Below are 14,392 nucleotides of genomic sequence, written 5' to 3' on the forward strand. Positions count from 1 at the left end.
ACACGTACAACAGTTGCTGTCCGCCATCGCGTCGGACACCGATATCGTGCTGGCCGATCTGGCCTACACCCTGCAAGTCGGGCGCGAGGCGATGGAAGAGCGGCTCGCGCTGGTGGTCGATTCGCTGGCCGAGCTGCACGAAAAACTGAGCGCCTACGCCGCAGGTGAGACAGCCATCGAAGACCTGTACCGTGGTCAGGTCAATCGCAATAAGGACGCGTTGGCTGCCCTGGCCGGTGACGACGATATGGGTACCACCGTCGAGGCATGGGTCGCCAAGGGCAAGTTCGGCAAGCTGCTCGACTTGTGGGTGAAGGGCCTGGCTTTCGATTGGCAGCGGCTGTATGGCGCAAGCCGGCCGCGCCGCATCAGCCTGCCGACGTATCCGTTTGCTCGCGAGCGCTACTGGGTAGAGATTTCCGCCCCGCAGTTCATGGAGGCGACGACGGCAGGCGGGATATTGCATCCGCTACTGCATCGCAATACCTCCAGCTTTTCGGTGCAGCGCTTCAGCTCCCATTTCAGTGGCGAAGAATTCTTCCTCGCCGATCATATGGTGCAGGGCACGCGAATTCTGCCGGGCGTCGCGCAATTGGAAATGGCGCGCTGCGCCGCCAGCGAAGCAATCGAAGAAGCTTGCCATCTGCAGTTGAAAAACATTGCCTGGATGCGGCCCGTGGCTGTCGGTGCGGATGGGCTGGACCTGCACATCGCGTTGATGCCGCAAGAAGGCGGCGAGATCAGCTTCGAGATCTATCGCGACGCCGAAGACGGCGAAACCGTGACCTATAGCCAAGGTTTGGTGATAGCTGCCGCGAGTGCGGAACGTGATGCAACGCCGGCACACGATCTTGCCGCCTTGCGTCAGCAGTGCACCGATGCTCACTTGAGTGCGGCGCAGTGCTACGCCCTGTTCAAGCAGATGGGCCTGCACTATGGGCCGGGGTTCCAGGGCCTGAGCGAACTGTTTGTCGGTGCGCAGCAAGTCGTGGCGCGCATCACGCTGCCCAACTCGATGCAGACGGGTGGCTACACGTTGCATCCCAGCCTGCTGGACGCGGCGCTGCAAGCCGCCATTGGCTTGGTGCGCGCGGCCGGCGATGTGGCCGAGCCGACCCTGTTGTTGCCCATCGCTCTGGGATCGCTGGATGTGCTGGCTCCCTGCACCGACAGCATGTGGGCCGTGGTGCGCCACGGTGCCGGCAGCGCAGCGGGTCATGCATCGCAAATGATCGATGTGGATCTGTGCGATGAAACGGGGGCGGTCTGCGTGCGCTTCAGCCAGTTGGAGTTGCGGGCATCGACGGTCATGGCGGAGCCGGGCACGGCTTTGCAAACCCTGTTGACGAGTCCTGTGTGGGAGGCGCAGCCAGCCACCACTGACGGCGGCGTGAGCCGTGTGTTCGCGAAGCGCCTGGTGATGTTGTGCGGCCTCCATGCGTCCAGTGTGGATCGCGTGCAGGCGCATATGCCGGGCGTGACCTGCCTGGCCTTCGCTGCCGATCAGGATCTGGCGCCGTGCTATGAATCTGCGGCTATCGCCTTGCTGGAACAGATCCAGTCGCTGAGCAGCCAGCCGGGGCAGCACCTGATCCAAGTCGTGGTGCCGAGTCAGGGCCTCGGCCAGACCATGGCCGGCTTGGGCGGCATGCTGCGCACGGCGCAGTTGGAAAATCCGCGCATCGTCGGGCAGGTAATCAGCGTTGAAGCGGCGCAAGACGTCGTACAGGTGCTGTTGGAAAACCGCGATGGTGACGCGCAGCAAGTGCGTTACGTCAATGGCGAACGCCAGTTGGGCGGCTGGGCCGAACAGGCGGGCGTGACTGAGGTGAGTTCACCGTGGAAGGCGCAAGGCGTCTACCTGATTACCGGTGGCGCGGGTGGCCTGGGTCTGATCTTCGCTCGCGATATCGCACGTCAGGCCAAGGGCGTCACGCTGATCTTGACCGGGCGCTCGCCGCTGACGGAAACAACACAGGCCAGGCTCGGTGAACTCGAAGCGCTGGGCGCGACCGTGCAATACCGCCAGCTCGACGTAGGCGACCGCGACGCCGTGACGCATTGTGTGCGTGGTGTTGTCGAAACCTTCGGCCATCTGCACGGCATTATTCACAGTGCGGGTGTCCTGCGCGACAGCTTTATCATCAAGAAAACCCGCGAGGAATTGCACGCGGTGTTGCACGCTAAAGTGGCCGGCACCCTGAATCTCGATGAGGCCAGCCGGGAACTGGCGCTTGATTGCTTTATCTGCTTCTCGTCCATTTCAGGCGCACTGGGCAATGTGGGTCAGGCCGACTATGCGGCCGCGAATGCCTTTATGGATGCGTTTGCGCACTACCGCAGTGACTTGGTGACCCAGGGCCTGCGTCACGGACGCACGCTGTCGGTGAACTGGCCGCTATGGGACGAAGGCGGCATGCAGGTCGATGCCGTTACGCGCAAATACCTGCTGCAAGAAACCGGTATGACGCCGCTGCGCAGTGCGAGTGGTTGCGCGGCATTGGCGCAAGCTTGGTCGAGCGGCCTGCCGCAGATGCTGGTGGCTGAAGGCAAGCTGCAACAACTGAGGGCGGCCCTGCTGAAAGATACCTTGGTGAAACCGTTAGCTGTGGTGGCCGAGGTGGATGGTGCGGAGCCGATGGCTGAAGACCTGCGCGAAAAAACGATACGCCATCTGATTCGTCTGCTATCGGCCACGCTCAAATTGCCACCGCACAAAATCGATGCGAATGCGCAACTGGAGGTCTATGGCATCGACTCCGTTCTGGTGATGGATTTAACCCTCAAGCTGGAAAAATCTTTTGGCTCGCTGCCAAAGACCTTGTTCTACGAATACCAGACCATGGCGGCGCTGGCCGATTATTTCCTGCAAAACCATCGTGCCGCGCTGGTCGAATGGTTCGGTGAAAAGCCTGCCACCTCTGTGCCTGCGGTGGTAACGAAACCTGGTGGCGGCCGGGCTGTGCCGGCGATTCGTCATCGTTCGCGTTTTGACTTGCGCGGCAACGATTCCCGAGTCAACGACATCGCCATCATCGGCGTGGCCGGACGCTATCCGCAGGCGGGCAATCTCGAACAGTTCTGGGCCAATCTGAGCCAGGGCAAAGACAGCATCACCGAGATCCCATCCGAGCGTTGGGATCACACGCTGTACTACGACGAAGACCGCAACAAACCGGGCAAAACTTATGGTCGGTGGGGCGGCTTTATCGACGGCGTCGATCTGTTCGATCCGCTGTTTTTCAATATCTCGCCGCGCGAAGCGGAGCAGATGGACCCGCAGGAACGACTGTTCCTGGAATGCGTGCATGCCACGCTGGAAGATGCCGGTTACACACGGGACAACGTGGCCGAGGACGCCAGTGTCGGTGTGTTCGTCGGCGTGATGTACGAGGAGTACCAACTGTACGGCGCGCAAGAGCAAGCGCGGGGACGGCAAATCGCCGTGCCTGGCAGTCCGGCATCGATTGCGAACCGCATTTCGTACTTCTGCAATTTCAACGGTCCCAGCATGGCGCTGGACACCATGTGTTCGTCATCGCTGACAGCGATCCATCTGGCTTGCCAAAGCCTGCAACGCGGCGGCTGTGCGGTGGCCGTCGCCGGTGGCGTGAATGTGTCGGTGCATCCGAACAAGTACTTGATGCTGGCGCAGGGCAAGTTCATTTCCGGCAAGGGCCGCTGCGAGAGTTTCGGCGAAGGCGGCGAAGGCTATGTGCCGGGTGAGGGCGTGGGCGCGGTGCTGCTCAAACCGCTGGCGCAGGCGCAGGCCGATGGCGACCACATCTACGGCGTCATCAAGGCCACCGCGATCAATCATGGCGGCAAGACCAACGGCTATACGGTGCCCAACCCGAACGCGCAGGCCAAGGTGATCGAGCGGGCGTTGCGCGATGGCGGCATCGATGCACGCGCGGTGAGCTATGTGGAAGCACACGGCACGGGTACCAGCCTGGGCGATCCGATCGAGATCGCCGGGCTGTCGAAGGCGTTCCGGGGCTGGACGCAGGACACCCAGTTCTGCGCTATTGGTTCGGCGAAATCGAATATCGGACATTGCGAGAGCGCGGCGGGCATCGCCGGTGTGACCAAGGTGCTGTTGCAGTTGAAGCATCAGCAACTGGCGCCGAGCCTGCATTCGAGCGTACTGAACCCGAACATCGACTTTGCCGGCACGCCGTTCGTGGTGCAGCAGGAGCTGGCGCATTGGCCGCGACCGATGCGGGACGTCGGCGGTGTGCAGCGGGAGGGCTCGCGGATCGCAGGCATCTCTTCGTTCGGCGCAGGCGGCGCGAATGCGCATGTGGTGATCGAGGAATACATCGCCCCCGTCGTGTCGCAAGCAGCGAACGGCCCGGTGCTGATCGTGCTGTCGGCGCGCCATGAAGAACGGCTGCGCGAACAAGTGCAATTGTTGCTGTCCGCTATCGCATCGGATGCGAACGTGGCATTGGCCGATCTGGCCTACACCTTGCAAGTCGGGCGCGACGCGATGGAAGAGCGGTTGGCGCTGGTAGTGAATTCGCTGGGCGAGCTGCACGAGAAGTTGAGCGCCTATCTAGCCGGCGAGACGGCCATTGATGAGCTTTATCGCGGCCAGGTCAAACGCAACAAGGACACGTTGGCTGCCTTGGCCGGCGACGACGACATCGGCGCGGCGGTCGAGGCATGGGTCAGCAAGGGCAAGTTCGGCAAGCTGCTCGACTTGTGGGTCAAGGGTCTGGCCTTCGATTGGCAGCGACTGTACGGCGCAAGCCGGCCGCGCCGGATCAGTCTGCCGACGTATCCATTTGCCCGCGAGCGCTACTGGATCCAGGTGGGTCCGGCGCAAGCGGCCATCTCGTCAGGCACGGCCCTGCATCCGCTGCTACATCGCAATACCTCGGACGTGGCCGGGCTGCGTTTCAGCACCTACTTGAGCGGCGACGAATTCTTTCTGACCGATCACGTGGTGCAGGGCGCTCGGATACTGCCCGGCGTGGCGCAACTGGAGATGGCCCGTCACGCCGTCGGTGAAGTGATCGGCGAAACAGGTCATGTCGTATTGAACGATGTGGTGTGGCTGCGTCCGGTTGTGGTGGGTGCGAACGGGTTGGCGTTGCATATCGCGCTCTACCCTGAAGAAACCGGCGATATCAGCTTCGAGATCTATAGCGAAAACGAAGACGGCCAAGCCCTGGTGCACAGCCAGGGCGTGGCTTTGGCAGATGCGATTGAAGCGCCGGGCGCATCGATGGCGCACGACCTGGCGGCGTTGCGCGAGCAATGTGCGCAGGCGCACTGGGACGCCCACGCGTGCTACGCCGTGTTCGAGCAGATGGGTTTGCACTATGGGCCGGGATTCCAGGGCCTGAGCGAATTGTTCGTCGGGGCGCGGCAAGTGCTGGCACGGATCACCTTGCCCACATCGGTGCAAATGGATGGCTATACGCTGCATCCCAGCCTGCTGGATGCGGCCTTGCAAGCGACGCTGGGTCTGCAGGAACCAGGCAAAGTCACGCCGATGCTGCCCTTTGCGTTGGGCGCATTAGAGGCGCTGGCACCGTGTACGTCCGCCATGTGGGCGGTCGTGCGCTACAGCGCCGGCAGCAAGGCGGGCGATGCCGTGCAGCACTTGGATATCGACCTATGCGATGAGCGCGGTGCCGTATGCGTGCGCTTCAAGCAGTTCAGCCTCAGATCGCAGACGGCCAGCGCCGTAGCCGATGAACCGGTATCGACGCCAAGGCAAATGGAACCGGCGGCACGGGCGATCATGCCCGACGCATCGATTCAGACCCTGTTGCTGCGGCCGGAATGGACCGTGCAATCGGTCGCTGCCGATCGCGTCGCGGACCGGGTGTTCGCGCAGCATCTGGTGATGTTATGCGGCTTCGATGCGGCTGCTGCGGATCGGGTGCAGGCGCAGATGCCGGGCGTGGTTTGCCTGGCCCTCGCCGCGGACCAAGATCTGGCGCAGTGCTTTGAAGTCGCCGCTGGGGTGCTGTTGGAACAGATCCAGGCGCTGGCCCGGAGCGGTAAACACTTGATCCAAGTGGTCGTGCCCGGACAGGGTGCGGGCCAGACCCTGGCGGGGCTGGGCGGCATGCTGCGCAGCGCGCAACTGGAAAATCCGCGCATCGTCGGCCAGGTGATTAGCGTCGAGTCCGGTCAGGACGTGGTGCAAGCACTGTTGGAAAACCGTAGCGGCGACGCGCAACAAGTGCGTTACGTCAACGGCGAGCGCCAGATCGGCGGTTGGGCCGAACGGCAGTCGATAGCGGATGCCGCATCGCCGTGGAAGGCGCATGGCGTGTACCTGATTACCGGTGGCGCCGGCGGACTGGGTCTGATTTTTGCGCGCGAGATTGCAAGCCAGGCCAGAAACGCGGTGCTGATTTTGACCGGCCGCTCGCCGTTGAACGAAGGCATCCAAGCCAGCATCCGTCAACTGGAAACTCTCGGCGCGGTGGTGCGATACCACGCGGTCGACGTTGCCGATGCGGTCGCCTTGACCCAGCTAGTGCACAGCATTCCAGAAGAGTTTGAAAGCCTCGACGGCATCATCCATAGCGCGGGCGTGGTGCGCGACAGCTTCATTATCAAGAAGACCCGGCAGCAATTGCACGAGGTATTCAGCGCCAAAGTAGCCGGCACGCTGAATCTCGATCAGGCGAGCCGCGACATGGCGCTCGACTGCTTTATCTGCTTCTCATCCATTGCTGGGGCGATAGGGAATGTGGGGCAAGCCGACTATGCCGCAGCGAACGCGTTCATGGATGCATTTGCGCATCACCGCGGCGACTTGGTCGCCAAGGGCGAGCGTCGTGGGCGCACGCTGTCGGTGAACTGGCCGCTATGGGACGAAGGTGGCATGCAGGTGGATGCGGCTACGCGCACGATGCTGGTTCAGCAACTGGGTATGCATGCGCTGGCTACCGACCGTGGTGTGTTGGCCTTGCGGCAAGCGCTGGCGAGTGGGTTGAACCAACTGCTGGTAGTAGCGGGCGACGCGGCACGCATCCGCCAGGCAGTGCTGGGCAAGTCGCAGGAAACAGCGCCGGCGTTGCCGATCAGCCAGGACATCCAGTCGTTGCCGCAACCTGTCTTACAAGGTCAATCCTTACAAGAGCAGATGAAGCAAGCACTGGTGGGGTTGGTGTCGTCGCTGATTAAGGTCAGGCCGGAGGATATCGATGGCGAGACGACCTTGAGTGAATACGGTTTCGACTCGGTTTCGCTGACCGAATTCGGTAACAGCTTGAACCAGCAGTACCGGCTCGAACTGAAGCCGACGATTTTCTTTGAATACCCGACGCTCGATGGCCTGGCCGATTATCTGGCACGCGAACACCAAACAACGCTAACGCCACATTTTTCGGCGGCGAGCAGCACGGCGGCACTGGCCCTGCCGCTGCCCGTGGCAACGCTCGGTCGCGCTCGTGTGCGCGGGCGCAGTCGTCTAAGCACGGTGGCAGCGAGCCGGAGCCAGGCGCTCAATGAGCCGGTCGCCATCATCGGTATGAGCGGGCAATTCCCGCAGGCGCGAGACATCGAGGCCTTCTGGCGCAATCTGGCCGAGGGCAAGGATTGCATCAGCGAGATTCCACCCGAGCGCTGGGATTGGCGAGCCTGGTATGGCGACCCGGCACGAGAAGAGAACAAGACCGATATCAAATGGGGCGGCTTTATCGACGGGGTCGATGAATTCGATCCGATGTTCTTCGGCATCTCGCCCAAAGAAGCCGAGCTGATGGACCCGCAACAACGCCTGATGATGATCCAAGTCTGGAAGGCACTGGAAGATGCCGGTTATGCCGGCCCCGCATTGTCGGGCAGCGATACGGCCATCTATGTCGGCACCGGCGCGACCGGTTACGGCACGCTGCTCAATCGCGCCAATCTTGGCGGCGAAGCCTATTCGTCGACCGGCGGGGTACCTTCGGTCGGTCCTAACCGCATCAGTTATCTGCTCAATTGGCATGGCCCGAGCGAACCCGTGGAAACGGCTTGCTCCAGCTCGCTGGTGGCGCTGCGGCGGGGTGTGGCGGCGATCCAGAGCGGTGAATCCTCCGTCGCTGTGGTCGGCGGCGTAAACACTATCGTGACGCCGGAAGCGCATATCAGCTTCAACAAGGCCGGCATGCTGAGCGAGGACGGCCGCTGCAAGACCTTCTCCAGCGAGGCCAACGGCTACGTGCGCGGCGAAGGCGCCGCGATGCTGGTGCTGAAAAAGTTATCGGACGCCGAGCGCGACGGCGACCATATCTATGGCCTGGTGCGCGGCACCGCGGAGAACCATGGCGGCCGCGCCAATTCGCTGACGGCGCCCAACCCGAAGGCGCAGGCGGCGGTGGTCAGGCGCGCTCATCAGCAGGCGGGCATCGATCCGCGCAGCGTGACCTATATCGAGGCGCACGGCACCGGTACCCCGCTGGGCGACCCGGTGGAGATCAACGGCTTGAAGGCGGCGTTCAAGGAGTTGTACGCGGCGACAGGCGACAGCGAAGTGACCTCGGTGCACTGCGGGCTGGGTTCGGTCAAGACCAATATCGGCCATCTGGAACTGGCGGCCGGCGTGGCCGGCGTCATCAAGGTCTTGCTGCAGATGAAGCACCAGACCCTGGTGAAGAGCCTGCACAGCGACAGCCTCAATCCCTATATCGATTTGGACGGCAGTCCCTTCTACGTCGTGCAGGAGGCGCGCGAATGGATGGCTGTACGCGATGCGCGCGGCCAGGTGTTGCCGCGCCGCGCGGGGGTAAGCTCGTTCGGCTTTGGCGGCGTGAATGCGCACGTCGTGCTGGAGGAATACATCCCGTCGACGGAGACTACCCCCGGTGCGACCGGTCCGGCCGTGGTGGTGCTGTCGGCGCGCAATGAAGAACGGCTGCGCGAGCAAGTGCAATCGCTGCTGGCGCACATTGCTTCGCCGCAAACAGCGTCGGAGATCACGCTGGCCGACTTGGCCTATACGCTGCAGGTTGGGCGTGAGGCGATGGAAGAACGGCTGGGTCTGGTGGTCGGCTCGCTTGCCGAACTGCGCGAGAAGCTGGCGCAGTTCCTTGCCGGCGATGGTGGTATGGACATCTATCGCGGACAGGTTCGGCGCAATAAAGATCCGTCAGCACGGTTAGCGGCCGACGATGAGATGACCAAGGCGATGGAGATCGGGGGCGGGCAGGGCAAGTTCGGCAAGCTGCTTGATCTGTGGGTCGCGGGATACAGCCTTGATTGGAGCGCTCTCCACGGCCATCACCGGCCGCGCCGTATCAGCTTGCCGAGCTATCCGTTCGCACGTGAGCGGTATTGGGTCGCTGCGCGTTCAAGCGCGCAGGCGGCCGATGAGATGCTGCATCCCCTATTGCATCGCAATACCTCGGATCTGTCGGTGCAGCGCTACAGCAGCCGTTTTCATGGCGAGGAATTCTTTCTTGCCGATCACCGCGTAGAGGGCATGCGGGTGTTGCCGGGCGTGGCGCAACTTGAGATGGCGCTCGCCGCCGCGCGCGATGCGACGCATCTGGACGGCGGTTTATCGCTGAGCAAAGTAGTGTGGGCGCGGCCGGTGGTTGCGGGGGCGACTGAGCTGGCCTTGCATCTGGCGCTTCACCCGGAACAGAGCGGCGCGATCGGCTACGAAATCTATAGTGACGCCGACGAAGAGGTCACCGTATACGGCCGAGGCACCGTACTGGCAGCGGATGCCGTCGACGCGCCAACTCGCCACGATCTGGCCGCGCTGCGCGAGCAATGCGCCATGGCGCATCTCAGTGCCGCGCAATGTTATGCCGTGTTCGAGCAGAAGGGCCTGCAGTATGGGCCGGCCTTCCGCGGCCTGAACGAGGTGTTTGTCGGCCAGGGGCAGGTCTTGGCGCAGATAACCCTGCCGGCTTCGGTAGCGTCGTCGCAGAATCACTATCTGCTGCATCCGAGCCTGCTCGATGCTGCCTTGCAGGCGTCGCTGGGTCTTCAGATCGCAGCGGCGGGAGCGGCTGAGATGGCGCTGGCCTTGCCGTTTGCCCTCGAAACGCTGGAAGTGCTCGGACCGTGCACAAGCCCTATGTGGGCGATCGTGCGCTACAGCGCCGGCACCGCCGCCGGTGACGCAGTCCAGAAACTCGATATCGACTTATGCGATCCGACAGGTCTTGTCTGCGTTCGCCTTAAACAATTCAGTTTGCGCGTCTTCGACCCTAAACCGACACGCAAAACAAACCTTGACCGGACCACTACTGATATGGCCGATTTGACAGGCGTTACACCATCCAGCAGCCGAGAGACCGATGTGACGGTCAATAAGCTGTTGCGCGAAAAGAGCATCCTGCAGTTCAAGAAGTTGATCGGCAAGGGCATCAAGATGCCTGTCGATGCCATCGATGCGAACATCAGCTTTGACGAGTACGGCATCGATTCGATCCTGGTGATGGAACTGACCACCGCCTTGCGCGATGTATTTGGTGCCGACAACATCAGTACGACCTTGTTCTTCGAATATCAGAACATCGACAGCCTGGTCGAGCATTTCATGCAGACCGAAGCGGAGGCCTTGATGCGCTGGACCGGCGTGGATGCCGCCACCGCAACACTGCCGCCAGTCGGGCAGGCGCCCGTGAATGCGGTTGTCGGCGCGACGCGCTCCCTGCCTACCGATACGCGCACGATGAGCCTGGTATCGGCGTTGCGCCCGCTAAGTCGGTCAAGCCGTATCGGTGCCGAAGACGGCGTGTCCAGGGCGGCGCCCACCGTGGTCAACGCGCCCGCGATCGCGCCGCCGTTCGACGTGGCGATTGTCGGCCTGTCGGGGCGCTACCCCGGTGCTGCCGATGTCAATCAGTTCTGGGAAAACCTGGCCGCGGGACGCAACAGTATTTCGGAAGTGCCGCCCGAGCGCTGGGACAACAGCCAGTTCTTCGACGCGCAGAAGCATCAGCCTGGCAAGACCTACAGCAAATGGGCCGGCCTACTGGACGACGTGGATTGCTTCGATCGGCTGTTTTTCAATATCACGCCGCGCGAAGCACAGTTGATCGCACCGCAAGAGCGGCTGTTCATGCAAGAGGTGCATGCCAGCATCGAAGACGCCGGCTACACGTCGGCAAGCCTGTGTCGAAACCGAAAGATCGGTTTGTTTGTCGGCGTTATGAACGAGCACTACGCCACCGGCGTGCGTTTTTGGTCGATCGCCAATCGCATTTCGTACTGGCTTAATTTCCAGGGCCCCAGCATGGCGGTCGATACCGCATGCTCGTCCTCGCTGACGGCGGTGCACCTGGCTATCGAAAGCCTGCGCAGCGGCGATAGTGAGGTCGCGGTTGCGGGTGGTGTGAATCTGATTGTCGCGCCCACCCACCTGATCGATCTGTCATCGATGACGATGCTGTCCAGCGATGACAAGTGCAGGTCGTTCGCGGCTGATGGCGACGGCTTCGTGGATAGCGAGGCCGTGGGTGCGATCGTGCTCAAGCCGCTGCATCGCGCAGTCGCCGACGGCGACCATATCTACGGCGTTATCAAGAGCAGCGCGGTCAATTCGGGCGGCAAAACCAATAGCTATATGGTGCCCAACCCGAATATGCAGGCACAGTTGGTAAGCGATGCCCTGCAACGCGCAGGCGTCGATGCGCGCACGGTCAGCTATGTGGAAGCACAAGGTACCGGCAGCAACCTGGGTGACCCGATCGAGATCGCCGGGTTGTCCAAGGCGTTCCGCCATTGGACTCAGGACAAGCAGTTCTGCGCGATTGGTTCGGCCAAGTCGAACATCGGCCATAGCGAGAGCGCGAGCGGATTCGTGGGCATCAGCAAGGTATTGATGCAAATGAAGCATGGGGCCTTGGCGCCGAGCCTGCATGCCGGCACGCTCAACCCGAATATCAAATTCGCCGACACTCCGTTTGTCGTGCAGCAGGCCTTGGCGCCTTGGTCGCGTCCGGTGTTGGAGGTGGACGGCGATCGGCGCGAATTTCCACGGATCGCGGGGATTTCCTCGTTCGGTGCCGGCGGGGCGAACGCCCATATAGTGATCGAAGAATATATTGCACCGCTCGACGCCGATCAGGCCTCGGTGTCAGCGGGCCATGGCCCGGTCATGGTCGTGCTGTCGGCCCGCAATCAGCAGCGACTGCAAGAGCAAGTGCAGCGGCTGTTGGCAGCCATGGCGCCCACCCACGTTGCCGCTGACCTGACGCTGGCCAATCTGGCCTACACCCTGCAAGTCGGGCGCGAAGCGATGGAAGAGCGACTGGCCTTGCTGGTGGATACGCTCGACGACTTGCGGCTCAAGTTGACGGCCTTTGCCGCCGGCAATACCGACGTCGAGGCGGTGTATCGCGGGCAGGCCAAGCGCAGTGCCTTGTCGATGCTTTCGGACGATGAGGACATGAGTCTTACGGTCCAGGCTTGGGTCGCCAAGGGCAAGTTCGGCAAGCTGCTCGACCTGTGGGTCAACGGCTTTACCTTCGATTGGAATGTTTTGTATGGGGCGGACGCCGGCACGGGTCGCCCCCGCCGCATCAGTTTGCCCAGCTATCCGTTTGCGCGCGAACGTTATTGGACCGATGTCCGCTATCCAGACGTCCCTGATGCACTCGCGGGCATGGGCTCATCGTTCGCACGCCGCGATGCCGTGGTGCCGTCTGCGTTGCTTACCGGTGGATCGTCGAATGAGGGAAGCGCGGCGCCGGTGGTCAGTCATGAGCAAATGATGGTCGGGATCTGGCAGGAATTGTTCGGACGTCCGTTGGTGGAGATCGACGATGACTTCTTTGAACTAGGCGGACATTCCCTGCTGGCGACGCAACTGGCATCTCGAATCCGCGCCGACTTCGGGATCGAGCTGCCGGTAAGCACGATTTTCGAAGCGCCGACCGTCGCCTCGCTCATCGAAAGAATGAAGCTGATCGATCCGGTAGCGGGGACGCCGGACGGGTACGAGATGGCATCGGCGATACAGCCGATGCTGCGCGATGCACCGTTGTCCTTGTCGTTCGCTCAGCAGCGCCTGTGGTTTCTCGATCAATACGAGTCGCGGCGCGAGATCTATAACATCCCGGCGGCGGTTCGATTGACGGGAGATCTCAAGGTAGACGCACTGGCCCGCACGCTGAATGAGATTGTGCGCCGCCATGCAGCCCTGCGCACCTCGTTTGCCGTCGTTGATGGCGAGCCCGTGCAAATCATTGCACCGCCGTCGCCATTGACCCTGGAGATCACCCATCTAAGCGGCTTGCCACCCATGGAGCGCGAGGCGCAGGCGCGCTGGCATTTGCATCACGAGGCGAACAAGCCTTTCGATCTTGCCGCCGGCCCCTTGATCCGCTTCAGCCTGCTGCGGCTTGCCGACAACGAGCATATTCTGCTGCTGACGATTCATCACATCGTGTCGGACGGCTGGTCGATGGGGATCGTGGTGCGCGAAGTGGCCGCCTTGTATGAGGCCTTTATGCAAGGGCTGCCGTCGCCGTTACCCGAGTTGCCGATTCAATACGTGGACTTTGCCCATTGGCAGCGGCAATGGCTGAGCGGGGGCGTGCTGGAGCAGCAGCTCGGGTACTGGAAACGACAGTTGGTCGACAGTACAAGCTTGTTGATGCTGCCCACCGACCGGCCACGGCCCTCGTTGCCGAGCCACGATGGCGCAGCGTTGTCGTTCGCGGTGCCGGCCGCACTGGTGTCGGACTTGCAAGCGCTTGGCCACCAGACGCAAAGCACCTTGTTCATGACGCTGTCGGCGGCCTTCAATGTGCTGCTTGCACGTTATTCGGGCCAGAGCGATATCTGCATCGGTACGCCGATTGCCAATCGCAACCGCACCGAGATCGAGCCGCTGATCGGCTTCTTCGTCAACACACTGGTATTGCGCACGCAGGTGGATCTCGCGCTCGACTTCAACGATCTGCTGCAGCAAGTACATCAGCGCACGCTGGAGGCGTACGCGCACCAGGATGTGCCGTTCGTACAGTTGGTCGAAGCGCTGCAGCCGCAGCGGCATACCAGCTATACGCCGCTGTTTCAGGTGATGCTGGTGTTGCAGAACATGCCGATGGACGAGTTGGCCTTGCCGGGCCTCGCCATGAAGCTGCTGGACAGCGAAAGCGCCACCGCCAAGTTCGATATCACGCTGACCTTGACCGAAGGCAAGGACGGTTTGCAGGGATGTTTCGAATACAGCACCGACTTGTTCGAGGCGAGCACGATCGAGCGCATGGCCGGGCATTTCACGAATCTGCTGCAAGCCATCGTGGCCGATCCGGGCCGTGCCGTGGGCGAGCTGGCGATGCTGGGCGAAGCCGAGCGCGAGCAACTGCTCTACGCGTTCAACCCACCGGCGCAGGTCCAGCCCGGAACGCAGTTGCCGGGGCTGGGCGCGCCGTGCATTCATCAGCGCTTTGAGCATTGGGTGCGGCAAACC

1 protein-coding gene is annotated in these 14,392 nt (G+C 62.1%); it reads left to right on the forward strand.

The features are described 5' to 3' along the window. Window positions 1-14,392 (forward strand): SDR family NAD(P)-dependent oxidoreductase (locus DVJ77_RS20800; RefSeq protein WP_114847460.1); only part of this gene is annotated, 14,392 nt, incomplete at both ends.

This window comes from Dyella tabacisoli (assembly GCF_003350925.1).
Lineage (GTDB): Bacteria > Pseudomonadota > Gammaproteobacteria > Xanthomonadales > Rhodanobacteraceae > Dyella_C > Dyella_C tabacisoli.